The organism is Henriciella sp. (assembly GCF_029937755.1).
Taxonomy (GTDB): Bacteria; Pseudomonadota; Alphaproteobacteria; order Caulobacterales; family Hyphomonadaceae; genus Henriciella.
Map to the genome: position 1 here is coordinate 611,151 of NZ_JAPYPG010000001.1, position 19,791 is coordinate 630,941.

20 protein-coding genes are annotated in these 19,791 nt (G+C 61.5%); 17 read left to right on the plus strand and 3 right to left on the minus strand.

The window, feature by feature from the left end:
- Positions 1-100: 100 nt before the first annotated feature.
- The 5 genes from Q1K29_RS02990 to clpB all read left to right on the plus strand — a co-directional run bounded on the left by Q1K29_RS02990 (position 101) and on the right by clpB (position 5,532).
- The gene (locus Q1K29_RS02990) at positions 101-544 is read left to right on the plus strand and encodes a TerB family tellurite resistance protein (protein WP_300391430.1); all 444 of its coding nucleotides are present in this window, start codon (positions 101-103) and stop codon (positions 542-544) included.
- Positions 545-612: 68 nt separating this feature from the next.
- Positions 613-954: a ferredoxin FdxA gene (fdxA, locus tag Q1K29_RS02995; protein WP_300391432.1), complete on the plus strand. Its 342-nt coding sequence runs from the start codon at positions 613-615 to the stop codon at positions 952-954.
- A gap of 156 nt (positions 955-1,110) precedes the next feature.
- The gene (locus Q1K29_RS03000) at positions 1,111-1,638 is read left to right on the plus strand and encodes a CarD family transcriptional regulator (RefSeq protein WP_300391434.1); all 528 of its coding nucleotides are present in this window, start codon (positions 1,111-1,113) and stop codon (positions 1,636-1,638) included.
- A 184-nt stretch (positions 1,639-1,822) separates the two neighbouring features.
- Complete coding sequence (locus Q1K29_RS03005) at positions 1,823-2,707, plus strand: RNA polymerase factor sigma-32 (RefSeq protein ID WP_300391436.1); 885 nt, start codon at positions 1,823-1,825, stop codon at positions 2,705-2,707.
- 197 nt (positions 2,708-2,904) lie between these two features.
- Positions 2,905-5,532 (plus strand): ATP-dependent chaperone ClpB, encoded by a 2,628-nt coding sequence (gene clpB / locus Q1K29_RS03010; protein ID WP_300391438.1) that lies wholly within the window; start codon positions 2,905-2,907, stop codon positions 5,530-5,532.
- 5 nt (positions 5,533-5,537) lie between these two features.
- Here the strand turns inward: clpB and Q1K29_RS03015 are convergent, their stop codons facing one another.
- The gene (locus Q1K29_RS03015; protein WP_300391440.1) at positions 5,538-7,472 is read right to left on the minus strand and encodes an alpha/beta fold hydrolase; all 1,935 of its coding nucleotides are present in this window, start codon (positions 7,470-7,472) and stop codon (positions 5,538-5,540) included.
- Between the two features lie 305 nt (positions 7,473-7,777).
- On the opposite strand from Q1K29_RS03015, the gene Q1K29_RS03020 reads away from it, so the two are divergent.
- Positions 7,778-8,128, plus strand: a complete 351-nt coding sequence (locus Q1K29_RS03020) for a UrcA family protein (RefSeq protein WP_300391442.1) — start codon at positions 7,778-7,780, stop codon at positions 8,126-8,128.
- Positions 8,129-8,211: 83 nt separating this feature from the next.
- On the opposite strand, the gene Q1K29_RS03025 is transcribed toward Q1K29_RS03020, so the two are convergent.
- Entirely contained in the window at positions 8,212-9,558 is a 1,347-nt protein-coding gene (locus Q1K29_RS03025; RefSeq protein WP_300391444.1) for a M23 family metallopeptidase, read from the minus strand.
- Positions 9,559-9,790: 232 nt separating this feature from the next.
- Between Q1K29_RS03025 and Q1K29_RS03030 the strand changes: the two genes are divergently transcribed.
- The 11 genes from Q1K29_RS03030 to rimM all read left to right on the plus strand — a co-directional run bounded on the left by Q1K29_RS03030 (position 9,791) and on the right by rimM (position 18,580).
- Positions 9,791-13,090 (plus strand): YdbH domain-containing protein, encoded by a 3,300-nt coding sequence (locus Q1K29_RS03030; protein ID WP_300391446.1) that lies wholly within the window; start codon positions 9,791-9,793, stop codon positions 13,088-13,090.
- 67 nt (positions 13,091-13,157) lie between these two features.
- Positions 13,158-13,355: a YnbE family lipoprotein gene (locus tag Q1K29_RS03035; protein WP_300391448.1), complete on the plus strand. Its 198-nt coding sequence runs from the start codon at positions 13,158-13,160 to the stop codon at positions 13,353-13,355.
- Between the two features lie 10 nt (positions 13,356-13,365).
- Entirely contained in the window at positions 13,366-13,719 is a 354-nt protein-coding gene (locus tag Q1K29_RS03040) for a YdbL family protein (protein WP_300391450.1), read from the plus strand.
- 13 nt (positions 13,720-13,732) lie between these two features.
- The gene (locus Q1K29_RS03045; RefSeq protein ID WP_300391452.1) at positions 13,733-13,972 is read left to right on the plus strand and encodes a hypothetical protein; all 240 of its coding nucleotides are present in this window, start codon (positions 13,733-13,735) and stop codon (positions 13,970-13,972) included.
- A gap of 76 nt (positions 13,973-14,048) precedes the next feature.
- Positions 14,049-14,705 (plus strand): histidine phosphotransferase family protein, encoded by a 657-nt coding sequence (locus tag Q1K29_RS03050; RefSeq protein WP_300391454.1) that lies wholly within the window; start codon positions 14,049-14,051, stop codon positions 14,703-14,705.
- A 65-nt stretch (positions 14,706-14,770) separates the two neighbouring features.
- A complete protein-coding gene (locus Q1K29_RS03055; protein WP_300391456.1) occupies positions 14,771-15,136 on the plus strand; it encodes a response regulator in 366 nt (121 codons plus the stop codon).
- Positions 15,137-15,208: 72 nt separating this feature from the next.
- On the plus strand, positions 15,209-16,048 hold the full coding sequence (locus Q1K29_RS03060) for a protein-glutamate O-methyltransferase CheR (RefSeq protein ID WP_300391458.1): 840 nt from the start codon (positions 15,209-15,211) through the stop codon (positions 16,046-16,048).
- Positions 16,049-16,171: 123 nt separating this feature from the next.
- Positions 16,172-16,792, plus strand: coding sequence for a hypothetical protein (locus Q1K29_RS03065; protein WP_300391460.1), 621 nt, complete (start codon positions 16,172-16,174; stop codon positions 16,790-16,792).
- Positions 16,793-16,803: 11 nt separating this feature from the next.
- Entirely contained in the window at positions 16,804-17,115 is a 312-nt protein-coding gene (locus Q1K29_RS03070; protein ID WP_300391462.1) for a transcriptional regulator, read from the plus strand.
- Positions 17,116-17,238: 123 nt separating this feature from the next.
- The gene (locus Q1K29_RS03075) at positions 17,239-17,961 is read left to right on the plus strand and encodes a beta/gamma crystallin-related protein (RefSeq protein WP_300391464.1); all 723 of its coding nucleotides are present in this window, start codon (positions 17,239-17,241) and stop codon (positions 17,959-17,961) included.
- A gap of 55 nt (positions 17,962-18,016) precedes the next feature.
- A complete protein-coding gene (gene rimM, locus Q1K29_RS03080; protein WP_300391466.1) occupies positions 18,017-18,580 on the plus strand; it encodes a ribosome maturation factor RimM in 564 nt (187 codons plus the stop codon).
- Here the strand turns inward: rimM and Q1K29_RS03085 are convergent.
- Entirely contained in the window at positions 18,577-19,701 is a 1,125-nt protein-coding gene (locus Q1K29_RS03085) for a glycosyltransferase (RefSeq protein ID WP_300391468.1), read from the minus strand. The genes rimM and Q1K29_RS03085 overlap by 4 nt on opposite strands.
- Positions 19,702-19,791: the final 90 nt, after the last annotated feature.

The window sequence follows — 19,791 nt, forward strand, 5'->3', positions numbered from 1 at the left end:
TAGTTGTGCGCATCCTCGCTTTCGGGACCCGGCGTGGTCCGGCAAGCGAAGCGCAGGCCCTTTATGAGCGGCTCGATGCCGATGAGACAGGAGACAGGTGATGCTGGACTCACTGAAGCGCTTCTTTTCCCGGCGGTCCGAGCCGGTCAATCGCGGCCTTGATCCGCAGGTTGCCGCAGCCGCCCTGCTCGTCGAGGCGGCGCTTGTGGATGGCGTCTATGCCAATCTCGAAAGCGACCAGATCGCCGAGATCCTGCTCGACAGCCTCGGCCTCGATGCCGACCGTGTCGATGACGTGCTCGCCCAGGGCGAAGAACTGGCCGAAGACGCGACCGGCGCCCATGAATTTACCCAGCATGTGAAGAAACTCCCCATACTGGAGCGCGTGCGCGTGATAGAAGGCCTGTATCTTGTCTCGTTCGCTGATGGCGCAGCCTGCAAGTTCGAGGAAGCCTTCATCCGGCATGTCGCCAGCCTGCTGCATGTCGATGACATCCGCCGGGCCCAGGCCCGCAGGCGCGCTGAATCGCGCCACCCGCAGTGATTGACACAGGCCGTCCGAGCCGCCACATGCTGCGCGCAAAACACTAAGAGCAAAGCCCAGAAACGCCCATGACATATATTGTTGTCGACGCCTGCATCCGCTGCAAATACATGGATTGCGTCGAAGTCTGCCCAGTCGACTGCTTCTATGAAGGCGAGAATATGCTCGTCATTCACCCGGATGAATGCATCGACTGCGGTGTCTGCGAACCGGAATGCCCGGTCGAAGCCATCAAGCCGGATACCGAAGACGATCCGGATTCCAAGTGGCTCAAGTTGAACACCGACTATGCCAAGGTCTGGCCGAACATCACCCGGATGAAAGAGCCTCCTGCCGACCGCGAAGAGTTCGCGCAGGAGACCGGAAAACTCGAGAAATACTTCAGTTCCAACCCCGGTTCTGGCGACTAGAGAAGACCTGCCGTTACATGGCAGTTGTGAAATAGTCGTTTTTCTGATATATATTAACGGTCAAACCGTTTGAGGGAGCCCGAACACATCTCCGGATCGACTTTAGATGTCACCGGAGGGTGCGGGCTCTTGTTGCGTAGAAAGGCTCACGATTCCATGGCAAAACAAGCACAGGGTGATATCCAGGAACTTGTCTTCGAGATCGGCCAATCAGTAGTCTATCCGGCGCATGGCGTCGGAAAGATCACGGCCATCGAGAAGCAGACCGTCGCGGGTATGTCACTTGAAGTGTACGTCGTCTCCTTCGATCAGGACAAGATGATCCTGCGGGTTCCCACCAACCGTGCCGAAGCCTCTGGCATGCGTGCCCTGGCCGGCTCCAAGCTTGTCGACGATGCGCTGAAGACGCTCGGCGGCAAGGCCCGGATCAAGCGCACCATGTGGTCGCGCCGCGCCCAGGAATACGAAGCAAAGATCAACTCCGGCGACCTGATCTCGATTGCGGAAGTCGTTCGCGACCTGCACCGCGGCGAAGACCAGCCGGAACAATCCTACTCCGAGCGCCAACTCTATGAGAGCGCGCTCGACCGCATGGCCCGTGAACTCGCCGCTGTCGAGAACACCGACCACGAGACGGCCATGGAGCGGCTTGCAAAGTCGCTTGCCAAGAAAAAGGCCGCCTAGGTTTCCTTTCCGGACTTAACCGGAAAATGAAAGAGAGCCCTGCCCCATCGGCAGGGCTTTTTCTTTGCGCGGCACCCGCTGAGGGCGACTTTCAAAGATTCTTTACCCGGCAGGTGATCCGGCGCGCTTTGACCCCCGTAATGAGGGCATCAAGGCAGAACGCTTCACTGGCAGGGAGAGAAATATGGCCACGTCCATGACATCCGGAACCGCTGATCGGCACTTCGTCAGGACCGCCATGAAAAAACCCATGCTCAGCCAGGAGCATGAGATGGCGCTCGCCACGCGATGGCGCGACGAACAGGATGAAGAGGCGCTTCACGAGCTGACCAGCGCCTATATGCGGCTCGTCATCTCCATGGCCTCGAAATTCCGTCATTACGGCCTGCCCCTGTCGGACCTCGTCCAGGAAGGCAATGTCGGCCTGATGCAGGCGGCCGCCCGCTTCGACCCGGACCGGGAAGTGCGCTTCTCGACCTACGCGTCGTGGTGGATCCGCTCTTCCATTCAGGATTTCGTGCTGCGCAACTGGTCGATCGTTCGTACCGGCACGACAGCGGCACAGAAGTCGCTCTTCTTCAATCTCAAGCGCCTGCGCGCGAAAATCGACGATACGGGCGACGGCGTGATGACGCGCGAGAATACCGAATGGATCGCCACCCATCTCGGCGTGCGCCAGCGCGACGTTGAAGCCATGGCCTCGCGCCTGTCAGGCTCGGACCGGTCCCTCAACGCACCGCTCAATACCGATAGCGAGGCCCAGTGGATGGACCTGCTTGAGGACGAGAATGCCATCACAGAAGACAATGTGATGGAAAGCCGCGACGGAGAGCGCCGCCGGCAGTGGATTGCAGAAGCCCTGAAGACACTGAACGACCGTGAAAATCTGATCATCCGCGAGCGCCGCCTGACCGACGATACGGTCACGCTCGAGGTGCTGGGACAAAGGCTCGGCATCTCCAAGGAGCGCGTGCGCCAGATCGAACACCAGGCGCTTGGAAAACTCCGCAAGGCGCTTGTCACCATGGTCGGCGACCCCGAGGAAACAGGCCTGATCCCGATCCGCTAGGCCGGGCAAAACGGGTGCCGTCCAGAAATCATATCCAGACCCGCGAGCCGCCCTTGCGGGTCGGTATGTATATTCCCATATCCCTTTCAATGCCGGTTGCCGCTAAGCGGGACGGGCAGTCTTATGCCCGTTCGGTGCCCTCATGCACGGCCGGGCCGGACATGACGATGCAATCTGCCTTTGAAAGGGGATCATAAATGAATTTCGACAATTATACCGAGCGTGCACGCAGCGTGCTCCAGTCGGCACAGACGGCGGCCCTGGCCGCAGGTCACCAGATTTTCCTGCCCGAACACATCCTGAAAGCCCTGCTTGAGGATCGCGACCGCCTGGCCGCGAATCTGATCCGCGCTGCCGGTGGCCAGCCGGAACTGGTACAACAGAAGATGGATGAAGCCCTTCGCGCCCAGCCGCAGGTTTCCGGTGGCGATTCAGGCCTTCGCCTCGACCAGAAAACGGCCAAGCTCTTTGCCGATGCAGAAACCGGCGCCAAACAGGCCGGCGACAGCTTCATTACAGTGGAACGTATCCTCGTCGCGCTGGCCGGCCTCACCGGCTCCAAGGCTGCTGACGCGCTGAAGGCTGGTGGCGTAACCGCAGACAGTCTCGAAGGCGCGGTCTCCCAGCTGCGCCAGGGCCGGACCGCCGATACCGAGAATGCCGAAGAGGGCTATGAAGCGCTCAAGAAATATACCCGCGACCTCACCGCCGATGCCCGGGCGGGCAAGCTGGATCCGGTTATTGGACGTGACGAGGAAATCCGCCGGACCGTGCAGGTCCTGTCGCGGCGCTCGAAGAACAATCCTGTGCTGATCGGTGAGCCGGGCGTCGGCAAGACGGCCATTGCGGAGGGTCTTGCCCTGCGCATCATCAATGAGGACGTGCCGGAAAGCCTGAAAGACAAGCGCCTGCTTGCCCTCGACATGGGTGCGCTGATTGCCGGCGCGAAATTCCGTGGCGAGTTCGAGGAGCGCCTCAAGGCCGTTATCAAGGAAATCGAACAGGCCGAAGGCGGCGTCATTCTCTTCATCGACGAGATGCACACGCTTGTCGGTGCCGGCAAGTCCGATGGCGCCATGGACGCGTCCAACTTGCTGAAACCGGCGCTTGCGCGGGGTGAACTTCACTGTGTCGGCGCCACGACGCTGGATGAGTACCGCAAATATGTCGAAGGCGATGCAGCCCTCGCGCGGCGCTTCATGGCCGTCTATGTCGATGAGCCGACGGTTCAGGACACGATCTCCATCCTTCGCGGCCTGAAGGGCCGTTATGAAGCCCACCATGGCGTGCGGGTTTCGGACGCAGCGATCGTCTCGGCCGCGACCCTGTCCAACCGCTACATCACAGACCGCTTCCTGCCGGACAAGGCGATCGACCTTATGGACGAAGCTGCATCCCGTCTCCGGATGCAGGTTGATTCCAAACCGGAAGCCCTCGATGAGATCGACCGGCGGCTGATGCAGCTGAAGATCGAGGCGGAAGCGCTCAAGAAAGAGAAAGACCAGGCCTCGAAGGACCGTCTCGAAGGCATTGAGGGCCAGATCGCGGATCTGCAGACCCAGTCCGATGAGCTGAGCACCGCATGGGCGGCCGAGAAAGACAAGCTGAAAGGCGCAGCCTCCGCCAAGGAAGAGCTGGACCGTGCCCATGCCGAGATGGCCGAAGCCCAGCGGCGCGGCGACCTGTCACGCGCGTCAGAGCTGAAATACGCCGTCATTCCGCAACTTGAGGAACGTATCGCCGCGGTTGAGAAATCCGAGACCGATAGTGGCGAGGGCCAGGAAGGCCTCGTGTCAGAGGTCGTGCGCCCGGAGCATGTTGCCTCTGTGGTCTCCAAGTGGACCGGCATTCCGGTCGACAAGATGATGGAAGGCGAACGCGACAAGCTGCTCCGCATGGAAGAGGCGTTGCGCGCCCGCGTTGTCGGACAGGAAGAAGCGCTCGAAGCGGTATCCAATGCCGTTCGCCGGGCCCGTGCCGGTCTTCAGGACCCGCATCGCCCGGTCGGCTCCTTCCTGTTCATCGGCCCGACCGGCGTCGGCAAGACCGAGCTCACCAAGGCGCTCGCCGAATTCATGTTCGACGATGACAGTGCCGTGCTCAGGCTCGACATGTCGGAGTTCCAGGAGAAGCATTCGGTCGCCCGTCTGATCGGTGCACCTCCGGGCTATGTCGGCTATGAGGAAGGCGGTGTGCTGACCGAAGCCGTCCGCCGGCGGCCCTATCAGGTGATCCTGTTCGACGAGGTGGAGAAGGCCCATCCGGACCTTTTCAACACGCTGCTGCAGGTCCTCGATGATGGCCGCCTCACCGATGGCCATGGCCGCACGGTCGACTTCCGCAATACGATCATCATCATGACGTCCAACCTCGGCGCCGATGCGCTTGCCAGCGGCGATGCCGGCGAGATCAGCGACGCCCAGCGTGAGACCGTGATGACGGCCGTGCGCGCGCATTTCCGGCCTGAGTTCATCAACCGGATCGATGAGATCGTCTTCTTCAAGCGGCTCGGCCGTGCCGAGATCGACCATGTCGTCGATATCCAGATGGAGCGCCTGTCGACGCTGCTCGCCGATCGCAAGATCAAGGTGGAGCTGTCGGAGGAGGCCCGCACATGGCTGGCCGATCGCGGCTACGACCCGGTCTATGGTGCCCGCCCGCTCAAGCGGGTGATCCAGAAGGAGCTTCAGGACCCGCTGGCCCGCCTCGTGCTGGAAGGCAAGGTTGCCGATAACAGCACGGTGACGGTCGATGTCGAAGGCGGCAGCCTGTCGATCAACGGCGTCCCGAATGACTTCGCCAAGGGCGCTGCCGCCCTGAACTGATCCTGTCAGCCACCCGGCGCCGCGTGCGCCGGGTGGTTTTCTTTCAGGAAGGCAAGTGTCTCGGCAAGAACGGTATTGCGCACCTGCGATGTACGCAGGTCATGGTCTTCCCTGCCAAGGCTGACCAGGCGAAAGCCGGGCCGGCCATTCATCAGACTGGCGAGACTCAGCGTCTGATCAGACGGCACGACCAGATCTTCCTGGCCATAGAGCAGCATCAGCGGCTGAGAAAACTCCGAGGCCCGGGCCCGCGGCGCGATACGGTTGCGCACGCCCTCGTCAGAATAGCGGTCGGCGCCGAGATACCGCTCCCAGTAATCCTCTGCTTCCGCCCCCGAATTATAGCGGCCGAGCAGGGCGAACGGCTCTGTGACGCCATTGACGGAAACAATGCACCGCGTCTGCTCGCCATGGTCGAGCCCCATCATGAGGGCGGCATATCCGCCATAGCTTGCCCCAACCGCACAGTAGACGTTCTCGGCGACCAGCCCTTCGCCGATCGCCCATGCGCCAGCATCAGCGATATCCCCGATCATCCTTCCGCCGAACTCTCCGAAACCGGCATTGCGGAAGGCCTGCCCATAACCGGACGAGCCACGGAAGTTGGGTTGCAGCACCATATAGCCCTCAGCGGCATAGGCCTGCGTCCACCAGTCATAGCCAAGCCCGTCGCGCGACTCCGGTCCGCCATGCGGCATGACAATCGTCGGAAAAGGCCCGTCAGCCATCGTCTTGCCCGGAGGCAAGGTCACAATCGCTTCCATCTCCAGACCGTCGCTGGCCGTATAGGTATGCGCCGAGACGTTGCCGGTCGGCACACTTGCCAGGTGCGAGGCCAGACTGCCGAGCGCGCCGAGCTGGCCACTATTTCGGTCGAGCACATAGAAATCCGCCGGGCGGCCGGGCGTTTCTGCCGAAATGGCAATCTTGCTCTTGTCTGCATTCCAGGACAGCAGGTTCACGCGCTTGCCGGCCAGCGCATCGCTCAGCTGGGCGTGAGCGGTCCCAAGGGTTTCATCGATGAAGAGCTGGCGGCTGAAGCCGTCGAAATAGCGAAAGCCGACAACACTGTTGGTGTAAGTGTCGCGAATGGCACTGGCGCGCCCGACATCAAAACCGCCAAGCATGATCGGCTCCATCGTGCCATCATCAAGCGAGAGATAGTAAAGCCCGTCCTGCTCTCCGATATCGCGGAAGACGACCAGCTTTTGCCTGGCCTGATCCAGGCCGTAAATGTAGAAATCCTGCACGCCTTTGGAGCTGTATTCGAGGAGCGTCTTCCCATCATGGCGCAGCTCCAGCGTGTCGGAAGGAAACCGAGCGACCAGGTCCGCCACCAGCTTGCCGTCGAGATCGTACCAGGCATTGACCGTCGACGGGCCGAACACCTTCTGTGTTCGCGACTTCCCCGATTTCAGATTGACCTTGTGCGTTGCGAGCGTCCATCCATTGCTTCCGGGGCTGTCCTCTAGAGCCTCGATAACAACATGCTTTCCATCATCCGGCAGGACGGAGATCACGTTCTGCGTATTGAGCAGGTTACCACCCCGCCGCATGAGGATCGCCCCGCTTCGGCGCTCAAGGTCGTATGAGATCACACGCTGGGATTCATACTCCTTCTGCCCGTTCACAGTCTGCAGGGACTCAAACTCGGAAACGTTGATCAGGACATAATCTTCATTCGGCCAGTAAACGTCCTGCAGACGATACTCGCCGCCAAGCGGGATGAAAATGCTCTCGCCGCCTGTGGCGATGTCGAAGATACAGACCGATGGCGCGCCTTTGGGGGCACATTCAACCGCCACGCGATCGCCGGATGGCGACAGGCTCGGCTTAGCCAGGCCATCGGCTCGTCCGTACAGGTCTGCAGTCTCTGCAACAGCATGATGACCCGTAACCAGCAGAGCCGCGCAAAGCGCCGCCACCCTCATAGACACCATGGAAAATCCCTCCTCAACTTCCCCAACTCTATGCAGAGTGGAAAAATTGTACAGCGGCATCATTGCAGGCCAAGCCGCGCCAGAGACCGCGCGCAGTCGCGCCTCCGCTTGTCACAAAATATTTCATCCCGCCAAGGCATTGCAGCCACTGAACTTTTCTCGATATGCTCAATTGCATAGGTGCGCTGCGGAATTATGCCCTTCAAAAGTATGCTGCGAGTGCGAAATGTTATTGTGCACCCGCGAAAAGTGGGGCGTCAGGGGCGGGCAATGACCCGCATGCTCAAACACAAGAGGGCATCATAATGAAAATTCGCGTTTCCTCCATTCTCTTCGCACTGTCGCTTTTCGGCGGCGTTGCTCATGCCGACCAGGACTACACCCAGGTGAGTGCTGAATTCACTTTCGACCAGACCCTGCTCGAGAGCGAGGCCGGTGCCGCCCAGGTACTGACCGACCTCGAAAAGCAGGCCGAGAAAGCCTGCCGCAAGGTGTCGCTGGTCACGGTTGGCCTGGTTGTCGATGAAGTCTGCGCTCAGGACCTTATGGTTCAGGCTGTCGACCAGATCGGACACTCCAACCTTGCCGAGCAGTATGCAGCCTCCAGCTACTACACCGACACGGTGTCGGAGCGCCTGCAGCTGGCTGCCCGCTAAAGGAACAAGCCCTTAACGGCTAACACTGAAAAGCCCCGGCCACATGGCCGGGGCTTTTTCGTTTCTGTCATGACCCGTTGCGATCAGGGCGCCGGCGGCGTGCCATCGACATCAATCAGGCCTTCGCCACGCTCCGGCACATCGCCGGAGGCCAGCATCTGCCCGGCACCGCGCATCGCATCGATCTCGGCGCGGCGCTCATCAAAGGCGGCCATGATGTCCGGCGTCTCGGCAAGCTTGCGGCCGGTCGGCAGCTTCAGCGTCATCGCGTTCACCTGCTTGCCATTGATCAGCACTTCATAATGCAGGTGCGGCCCGGTCGAGGCGCCGGTGGAGCCGACATAACCGATGATATCGCCCTGGCGCACGCGCTTGCCGGACCGGATACCCGGACCGAAGCGCAGCAGATGCGCATAGGCGGTCTCATAACCATTCTTGTGCTGGATCCGGACATAGTTGCCATAGCCGCCATAGCGGCTGGAACGCTCGATCGTGCCATGGCCGGCCGCATAGACCGGCGTACCGGACCGGGCGGCAAAGTCGGTACCCTTGTGCAGCTTGTTGTAGCCGGAAATCGGGTGGCGGCGATAACCGAAATTCGAGGACAGACGGGCGCCGTTGATTGGCGTCTTCATCAGGAATTTCGTCGCTGCCTCACCATTGCGGTCATAATAATCGTGCACATCCTCATCACTCGGTGTGAAGCGGTAATAGGCCTTGTCGAGCGCCTTGCCGTTAATGGCGGCGTAGAGCACATCGCCCGTGCGCACGCGGTTGCCACGCTCATCGACCATTTCCTCATAGACCATCTCGAACTCATCGCCGGGATGGATGTCACGCTGGAAATCGAGGTCGTAGGCAAAGATGCTGGCGAAATCGACGACCTGCTGGTCATGCGCGCCCTTGGCGAGGGCCGCCTCATAGATGCTGGTGTCGATCGTTGCGGTGATCCGCTTCTCGACCGGCCTTGTCTGCGCCTGCAGCACCAGCGGCGTGAAACCGCCATCGGCGGTGCGCCGCGACAGGATCTGCTTGCCCACTTCATTCGACAGCGACAGGGCGGTGAGCTGGGCATTCTCACCTTCGCCGCGGAAATGCGCCTTGACCTCAAGCCCGGCCTGAACACGGCGCGGGTCGACCAGCTCGGCATCATAGAGCGCCTGCAGCGAACGTGCGGCGTCAGATGGCTGGGCGCCAAGGTCGCGCACGAGTTCGATGAGCGTCTCACGTGGCTTCAGTGTGGCGTCCCGGCGCTGGTCCGGAATCATATCTGTGAACTCTTCTGCACTTAGAACCGTTGTAGCCAGCGGGGTCGCAAGCGTCACTGGCGCAGGGGTCTGGGCTTCCGCCTGTCTCGACTGGGCGACCATATAGAGCGTGGAAATCGTTGCCACGCCTGACATGGCACCGAGGAGTACAAGGCTGGTCATGCCTCTCGATAACTGGAAACTCAACTGGAGGGCCTCCTTGGTCCTTCGTTTATCAACCCGATCGGGAAGCAGTATAGCAAACCCCCGTCGGTATCTCCATTCTCGCCATTCAATAGCGAAAGGATTAAGTAAACCGGCCCGGGAGTGTCTTAAATTCTCCACAAGGGGGCTTGCAAGTGGGCAGATGCCTCTTAGAGCAGCAACAATCATTAAATATCAGGCAGGTTAGGGCATGGCGGCACGCCGATCCCGGATACGTCCATGGCTGGTTGGAGCCGGTACACTTCTAGGTATTTGCCTGCTTGCGGTCGGCCTTGCCTGGGTGTTTCGCATGCCGCTGGCCGGATGGGCGACCCGGTCATGGTGCAACGCCAACGACTTCGAATGCCGGCTGGATGTAACCGCCCTCGACCTGTCGGGACTGGAAGTCCGTAACCTCAGAATGTCGGCCACCGGCGGCAATGTCCCGCTCGAAGCCGCCCGCGCCCGCATCGACCTGACATGGAACGGCCTCTTCACGCCCGTGGTCACGCGGGTCGATGTCCTTCAGCCAACGCTGCGCGGACGCTACACGCCTGAAGGCGAGATGCCTGCGGAATTTGGCGGTCTGGAAGCGCTTATCCCGTCGGGCGGCGGCGGATCGACAGACCTTCCCGACGTCAGCATTGATGGCGCCACAATCGAACTCGACACCCCGGCCGGCCCGGTAAGGCTGAATGGCAGCTTCTCCGGAAAGCTGCCCTATCAGGGTCGCCTGCAGGCCAAAATCGAGCCGGTAGAGCTTAGCTCCGAAGGCAATCGCCTGGTCATCCGCAGAGGCGAGGTCGATCTCGACTATGTCGGCATAAAGCTCGACGGCCATGCTGATTTCGAGCTCGCAGAAGCCGAATTCGACGGTCTTTCGGCGCGCGATGTCAGCCTCTCGCTCAATATGGCCGAAACGCTGCAGCCACAGGTCGAGTGGCAGGCGACCATCAATCGACTGAATTACCGCGACATCAGCGTCGAGCAGGCGGACGCTTCCGGCATGCTGAAGCCGCAGCTTGACAGTGACCCGCAGGAGAATGGGGTGCTGGCGGCCATTACCAAGGCAACGCTCTCGGCCACTGTCAGTGCCTTTGACGCGCCATTCGCCACCACAGGCCCCTCAAACCTGACGCTGGACGTCACACGAGACGGCAAGGACACGCTTGAAGCCGAGTTCGCATTGCGCAGCGAGGCGCTTCGTGAAGCCCGCCTGAGCGCAAACCGTGTGACCGTTTCGGGCACAGCGACAACCGATAACCGGGCTTCATCCCTGAACGCCCGCGGCAAGCTTGTCCTCGAAGGGGCAGAACTCGGCGACACGCTGAAAGAGACGATGACCTCTGCGGTCTCGCTCGGCCCGCCGGTTACCGCGCATTCTGACGCGCTTCAGGCCTGGCTGCGCCGCGCCCTCTCCGATTTCAGCCTGGGCAGCGGGCTCGAAGCGCGCTGGCGGGGCGGCGATGACTGGTCACTTGTTTCTGACGGCACGGTGTCGGCGAAAACCCCACAGGGCGCCGCCCTCACCATCGCACCGCAGGATACCCATCCAGCGATCAACCTGTCGCCCGGCCATGTCGAGCTGCGCGGTCTTCTCGACCTGGCTGGTGGTAATGCGCCGCGCCTGACGGCCCTCCTCCGCCGGGCCAGCTTTGGCGGCGGTCAGCCGGTGGAGATCGAAACGGGCGGGGTCTCGCTGAAGCCATGGACCGCCAACGGAATTACACTGGCTGCCGACCTCAACGAGATCAGCCTGACCACTGCCGGCGACTCGCCGCGTCTGAGGACGGTCGGCGAGGTGAATATCGACGGCCGGCTCTACAGCATGGGCTTTACCGATACCCGCCTGTTTGGCGGTGTCGATGCGGTGTTCGACCGCTCCGGCGTGCGCGTGCAGACCTACAAGACGAGATGTATCGGGCTCGACACGGGCGGCGTGCTGCTGAGTGGCGGCTTCGGGATCGGCGACACCTCCTTCCAGCTTTGCCCCATTGATGGGCGGGTTGTGCGCCAGTCAAACGGTGTGGCCTCGGGCCGCTTCGACCTCGGCAGTGTCTCCGTCCCGTTCACCTCGAACAGCACGAGCGGCACCCTGGGTCTGGAGTCCGCTCTGCTCGACTGGCAGGCCGGCCAGCGGGCCGCGCTTACCATCAAGGCGGGCGCCATGCAGCTGCCGCTGGAGATCGGCGGCGAGACCCTGACCATCGCGGCCACGACGCCCACACTTGGCATCCGGAGTGGCCAGCCGGCAAACCTGACCGCCGATGTCGGCTATACGGAATTTTCGGGCAGCGTCCTGCCGGCCGCTGTCAGCCTTGAGAGCGCCAGCTTCGACTCGCGTCTTGCCGCCGCCGGCCTTGAAGGCTCCGCCACCGCGACCCGGGTCGAGATGCGCGACCCTGGCGAGGACCCGCTCTATGAACCGCTGACCGGGGATCTCACAGCGGACTTCTCCGAAGGCATCATGACACTGCGCGGCCCCGTGACCACGCCGCGTGCCGGGCAGACAATTGCCAATGCCGAGCTGACGCTGGACCTCGGCACGCTCGATGGCCATGCCCAGGTCAGGACGGCAGACCTCGTCTTCGAACCGGGCCGCTTCCAGCCGACGGCACTCAGCGACCGCGTGCGCGGCTTCCTGTCCAATGCCCGCGGCGAATTGCAGGCGGAAGCGAGCTTTGACATCGATGGCGGATCGCCGTCAGGCACGGGCTGGGTATCGGTCTCTGATTTCGGTTTTGATACGCTCCGGCTCGGCGCTGTGCAGGATGTCGATGGCCGGATCGATTTTGACGACATCCTCGCCCTTTCGACACCGCCCGGACAGGAAGTGCGGATCGGCCAGATCAGCCCTGGCATTCCGCTGCAGGATGGCGTCGTCGTCTTCCAGCTCAATAGCGCGACCGAGGCGATCATCGAGCGTGCGCGCTGGCCGTTTGCCGGCGGCGAACTCGTCGTCGGCCGCTCCAGCTGGACCATATCCGGCACGCGGGACGTCATTTCGGTGAAGGCCAACGAGCTGGAGCTCTCCAGCCTGATCAATGTCTTCAACCTGCCGGATATCGACGCCAGGGGCACTGTCTCAGGCGAGTTCCCGGTCGAGATCGAGGGACCCAACGCCTATATTCGCGGCGCGACACTCAAGGCAGACGATAAAGGCGGCACGATCGCCTATACCGGTGAAGCGGGCGATGCCGCATCCCAGGCAGATGACCGGGTCGAGATGGCTTTCAACGCGCTCAAGGACTTCCATTTCTCCGTCCTCGAAATGGGAGCTGACGGGAATCTCAGCGGCGACATGATGATCACGATGAAGCTGGTCGGGACGTCGCCGAAAGTTCTCGATGGCGCCCCCTTCGCTTTCAATATAGGCATCGACTCAAAGCTGATGCAGCTGATCCAGACCGGCAAACGAATGACGGGCAGCGAGTGGCTGGCCGACGTTGTGGCCGAACAGGTTCGCGGCGGGAACACCGCTTCGGACGAAAGTGTTGAAGACAGTGAATAGACAGGGCCACTCCTGTTCAATTACCATTCAGCCGGTCGGCGCTAGTGTGCGCTTTGCCATGAGAAAGATGAGACACGTGATCAGAACGCCCATTCTCGCCCTTAGCGCAGCCGCAATGCTCGCGGCCTGTTCCCCGACCGTCCGGCTGGAAGCGCCGCGCGAACCGATCACGATCAATCTCAACGTCAAGATCGACCAGGAAGTCCGCGTCAAACTCGACAAGGAAGTCGAGGATCTGATCTCCGACAACCCAGACCTGTTCTAGGATCATTCCCATGACCGCAATTTTCAGAATTCTCGCTGCTGCCCTCATCATTGCCGGTGGCGCTGCTGTCCTCTCCGCACCGGCCAGTGCCGGTGACCCGCAGATTGAAGCGGCCAAGGACCAGGGTGTCGTTGGCGAACGGATCGATGGCTATCTCGGCATTGTCGATGGCGGAGCCGATGCCTCGCTGATGCGCCGGGTGAAGGACATCAACAACAAGCGCCGGGCCGCCTATGACGACCTTGCCAAGCAGACCAACACGACGACCGAACAGGTCGCCCGCGTCACCGGCGAAAAGCTGGTCTCACAGGCCGGGCCCGGCGAATACGTCATGGATGAAAGCGGCAGCTGGTCGAAGAAGTAGACCCGAGGCCCTCATGACCCGAACCACCCTGCTCACCACGATTGGTGCCATCGCCGCCCTGCTCATCGCAGGCGCGGGCATTGCCGTCATGTGGGCGGATCTCGGCGTGACGATGAGCCTTCATGGCTGGATCGCCTACGGGCTCGGCGCGGTCGGCAGCCTGCTGCTTTCGATCGGCCTTTTCTGGCTACTCTTCCACAGCGCCCGCAGCGGGCATGATGATCTCGACCGGCCGGAAGACCTCGACGGGTGACAAATCACGCGCTTTAGGGCAAGGCATTTCCGGGGCGAATCGGTTAGCATTTTCGCCGTACCAAAGGGGCCAAGCCATGCAAGCCACGATCGACCCGGCACACCTGTCTGCCTATATCGCGTCGCGTATCTGCCACGACCTCGTTTCCTCGGTTTCCTCGATCACCAATGCGCTCGACTTCATGGACGAGCCGCAGGAATCGGAAATGCGGATGCAGGCCGAAAAGCTCCTGCATGACGGGGCCGACAGTGCCGCCTCGAAACTGAAATTCCTGCGCTATGCCTTCGGCTCGGTCGGCCTGTCCAAAGGCGCCGCCGATATCCATGACGCCAAGACGATCACCGAGCGCTTCGTCTCCAGCCACAATTACAAGCCCGAGCTTCACTGGGACATCGAGACTGAACATCTCAGCTTCTCGCATGCGCGCCTGATCATGAACATGGTAATGCTGGCGGTCGATTGCCTGCCGCGCGGCGGGACGATCCAGGTGAAAGTCCGCAACCAGACGGATGGCCTCGGCGTCAGCGTCACCGCCTCCGGCGAGCGCTACAAACTGCGTGACGACACGCGCGACGCGGCCGCTGGAACTGAACCACAGGATGGCTGGTCGGCACGCACGGTGCAGCCGCTATTCACAAGAATTATCGCCGAAGGGCTCGGCGGCCAACTGCAGGTGGAGCAGCGCGAGAGCGAAATTGCTGTGCTTGCAACTGGACTGAACGCCGAGGGATAAACGAGGCGTTAACTGGATTAGCGGCATCAGGGAGGTTATACTTCTGATGTTCCCGGGGTGTGGCTATGAAATCCTGTCTGATCGTCGATGACTCCCGCGTCGTCCGCAAGGTCGCTGGGCGCATCATTCGTGACCTCCAGTTCGAGATCGTCGAGGCCGGTGACGGCAAGGACGCCCTCGAAGCCTGCCGCGCGAAAATGCCCGACGCCATCCTGCTCGACTGGAACATGCCGGTCATGAACGGGATCGACTTCCTGCGTGCGCTGCGCCGTGAACAGGGCGGCACCGAGCCTGTTGTCGTCTTCTGCTCCACCGAGAATGACGCCGAGCATATTGGCGAAGCGATGCGGTCGGGGGCGAATGAGTTCATCATGAAGCCGTTCGATGCCGATATCATCCAGAGCAAGTTCGCAGAAGTCGGGCTTGTCTAAAGCGATTTATTAACCCGAAGGCGTCATTTGTTAACGCCTTCTAGCACTCAAGAGTCTGGCGAAAGACCGAATATGGAAGAAGCAGTTTTTCAGGAGGTCGCAGACCTGGCGCTGCAAGGCTCAGGACAGCTGATCCCGCATTCGCGCGCCTATCTGGTCGAGGCACGCCTCGCGCCGATCCTCCGGCGTGAGGGCTTTTCCGAAGTCGGCGAGTTGATGGCCTGCCTGAAAGCGCGCCCGAATTCAAAATTGCAATCCGAGACACTTGCGGCCCTGACGTCCAAGCAGACAAGCTTCTTCCGCGACAAGGAAATGCTGGAGCGGATCGCCGGCCACCTGCTGCCCATGCTGGCGGAGTCCGCCGGTGAGGAGCCGCTGCGCATCTGGTGCGCGGGCGGGGCCGCCGGGCATGAAGCCTATTCGCTCGCCATCATGCTGGAAGAATCCGAGGACCTTCGCGACCATCCGGTCGAGATCCTGTCGACCGATATTTCCGAGAAGTCCACAAATGCCGCGCGCGCTGGCAAGTTCAACCATTTCGATGTCCAGAAGGGCCTCTCCATCCATCGGCTGCTCAGGCATTTCTCGCGGCTGGAGACAGGCGAATGGCAAGTGTCGCAAACCCTGGCAAAACGCGTCGCGGTGCGAACGCACAATCTTCTCCATGATGCCTCGGGCCTTGGCGAGTTCGATATCATTCTCTGCCGCAATGTGATTTCCGGCATGGCGCAGTCGGCTCGCGCCAAGGTGCTGCTGAACCTCGCCCGCCAGCTCAATGATGGCGGCGTGCTGGTCCTTGGCCAGGGCGAAAGTGCCACCGGCATGGTCGACGGCCTTGAGCCCTCCCGCGAGATGCGGGGCGCCTTTACCCGCAAGGTCGCCCGCAACGATCTGAGCACCGCGGCCGCCTGAACCGGGCCACCCGGCCCATCCCCATACATCCACACCCTGGATCGCCGCGCGCGCCAGGCCACGACGCTTGACATTTCCAAATAGCCAATTACTTTGTGTTTCAAAGTTATTTGGAGAAACAAAATGTCGTCTAATTATTCCGATGATCTTGCCTATGTCCGGGAAGTCGCCGAATCCGGCATGTCGGCCCCCTTGCTGGGCGGGCGGTTCCTTGTCTGGTGGGGTGGCCTCGTCACGGCCGCCTATCTCGGCCACTACACCATTGCCACCGGCACGTTCGGCCTGCCCGTGGACTATCTCGGCCTGATGTGGCTGGGCTTCGTCATCCTCGGCCTTGGCGGATATTTCGCACTGCTGCGGATCTTTCCGGCTGACAAGCCGGGCGCTTCATCTGTCGGCAACCGCGTTTCGGCAAATGTCTGGATGGCGTCGGGTTTTGTCCTTGGCTCCTTCTTTACCGGTGTCACGCTCAAATCCTTCCTCGATGGGCAGGCCTCAATGGGCTTCAACTGGTCGATTCCGCTCGTCCTCGGCGTCTACGGCATTTCGCAACTGGTCAGCGGACTGATGGCCAAAAGCACGGCCCTCATCTTCGCCGGTTATGCCGCCATTGCCAGCGTCGGCCTGACCGCCCTGATCGTCGACCGTGTCGAACTTTACCTCGCTGCGGCCATTGCCGCTGCCGTGACCGTCCTCATTCCCGGGATCATGCTGATGCGTGAAGAACCCTCCACCACTGTTTGAGGGAGGCCCGCATGAGCGACGAAAATCCCTTTGACCACAGCCAGATCGACGATGTCATTCATGGCCGCCTGCGGCTCGGTGTCATGGCCTACCTCTCTTCCGTCAACCCGGCGATCTTCGGCGAGCTGCGCGACAAGGTGGGCGCAACCGACGGCAACCTCTCGACGCATCTGAAGAAGCTCGAAGAGGCCGGCTATGTCCGTCAGGAGAAGCGTTTCGTGGGAAAGCGTCCGCAGACACGGGTCTTCCTGACCGATCTGGGCCGCACGGCCTGGCTCGACTGGATCAGCCGGATGCGCGCGATCATGGACGCTACGGAGTGACCCTTTCGTAATATCCCGGAACCGAAAGCGGCAGCCTGACCTTTCATGAAGGTCAGGTTGCACGCTGTTCAGCGTCGCTTTGCTAGAAGGAGGGGGTAGAAAACACAGGAGTTTCAGACCGTGATGACCCCTCTGAAGACACTCGGCCTTTCGCTTGCCCTCACCACCGCGCTAACCGCACCGGCAGCAGCCCAGCAGGCCTATCACCGTGGTGGCGGAGAAGCGGCCATCGTCTATGCCCATCCCGACTTTCGGGGACAGTCACTGCGTGTGACCGGGCCCATCACTCACCTCAACCGCTACCGGTTCAATGACAAGGCATCGTCCATCCGAGTCACCGGCGGCAGCTGGGAATTCTGCGTGGATCCGAATTTTCGCGGGCGTTGTGAGATCATCACTTACCGCGAAGGTCAGCTCAACGATTACCGCCTGAACGACAAGATCACCTCGATTCGCCCGGTTTCCTACCGGGGTGGCTATGACCGGCGGGACCGCTGGGGCCGGGGCGACCATCGGGACCGTGGACCCCGTTATGGCGGCCGTGGCGGACGGTATGACGGCGGCTATCGCGGCAATGCGCCCATTGTCCTGTTTGCCGATCCGAACTTTCGCGGCAAGGCGCTACCGGTCGACGGCGCGATCCCCCATCTCAACCCGCTGCGGTTCAATGACAAGGTTTCCTCGATTGCCTTGAAAGGCGGCACCTGGGAAGTCTGCATCGATCCGAATTTCCGGGGCCGATGCGAAGTAATCACCGGCTCTGTCGACAATACCAGCTACTACCGGCTGAACGACAACATCACCTCGATCCGTCCCGCGGGACGCCATTATGGCGGCCGCTGGTAGACAAGCAGCATGACGGGGCTTCCAGTGGCGCGAGAGCACCGCTAGGAAGCGCCGCATGAGCAAGGCAAACGATCCTCAGGACAGGCTTATCGTCGTGGGCGTCATTTCCGGCGCGCATGGCGTGCGCGGCGATGTCCGTGTGAAGAGCTTTACCGAGGACGCCGATGCGCTGTTCGACTATGGCGCCCTGCTCTCGAAAAGCGGCAAGCCGCTTGTTGAGGCGAAAGCCGTCCGGCCCGCCAGGGACCACTTCATCGTCACGCCGAAACAGCCCCGCCAGAAGGAAGAGTGGGACACGCTCAAGGGGGCCCTTCTTCACGTGCCGCGCTCACAACTGCCCGCACCTGAAGACGACGAGTTTTATATCGAGGACCTTGTCGGCCTGAGCGCGGTCGATAGCGCGCATACCCCGGCCGGGTCGGTGAAAGCCGTGCATGATTTCGGCGCGGGCGACCTGCTCGAAATCCTGCCCGCTGCGACGGGTGAGCCGAGCTACTATGTGCCGTTTACACTGGAAGACGTGCCGGAAGTTTCCTTCGAGCGCGGTGAGGTCGTAATCGCTGATGCGCAGAAATGGGCCGACCGCTCCGGCAGACCGGAAGACGAAACCGGCGCCTAAAGCCGCCCGGCGTCTTTCGCCAGATCCATCAGATAGGTTTCGAGCGTCTTGCTCTGCTTCTGCAGGTTGAAGCTCTCCATGGCGAATTCCCGGCCAGCCTCGCCCATGCGCGCGGTGCGCTCACTGTCGGTCAGCATGCGCGCCAGCCGGTCGGCCAGCGTCGCCTCGTCGCCCTCGTCCACGAGATAGCCCGTCTCGCCATCCTTGACGCATTCAGTGATGCCGGCATGGCGGGTTGCCGCCAGCGCACAGCCAGACAGCATCGCCTCGATGCAGACAAGCGGCAGCCCCTCGGCATCGCCCGACTTTGCCCGTTTGGACGGTACGACAGCAATGCGCGCTTCGGCCCAGTGCTTCGGCATGTCATCGGCATCGACCCAGCCCGGCAGCTCGGCCTTTACGCCTGCGGCTTCGAGATCCTTCACCAGGCCTTCCTTGAGGTCGCCATCACCGATCAGGCGGATCGTCCAGCCTTCCAGCTCTTCGCCGAGGCGCGAGAGCGCGGCGATCAGCGTGTCGATCCCCTTCTTTTCCGTCCAGCGCCCGGCAAAGACGAGCAGGTTCTTCTTCTCGCCCGGCTGGAAGCGGTCAGGGTCGGCGGTGTTGTGATGGACGACCATCTTCTCTTCCGGCGCACCCTTGGCGAGCAACTCGCGGCGGATGAAGTCCGAACAGGGCAGGATCAGTTCGGCTTCCGACCACAGCTTTCCCCGACGCCGGTTATAGACGCGGATGAAGCTGTCCTTGGTGTTGGTCGTCTTGGTCGCGTCACCGCCATAATAGGTCACCGCCAGCGGCAGGTTCAGCTTGCGCGCAATCGGCAGGGCATAGGCGCCCGACTTTCCGAAGCTCGCATGGATGGCAACCGGGTCGACGGCTTTCAGCGCCTGTTCGAGTTTGGCCGAGACGGTACCAAGCTGCTTGAAGGCCGATTCGCCGCCAGGCCCGTGCAACGGCCCCAGTTCGATAACCTCCGCACCCTCTGGCACCGGGCCTCTCAGCTCATGGCCGATATAGACGGGCTTCAGCCTGGAAAAGGCCGAATAGCCCCGCGGAATAAAGCTCTCCGAGGGGGTGAACAGCTTGTCGCAATAGGCGAGAAAACGCCGCGGTTCACTCAAAACGGATACCTCTGATTTGCAACCCCCGTTGAGTATGGCAGCAGCGTGTAACCGTCAAACACGTCTTGGCAGCAAAAGCAGCTTCGCCTA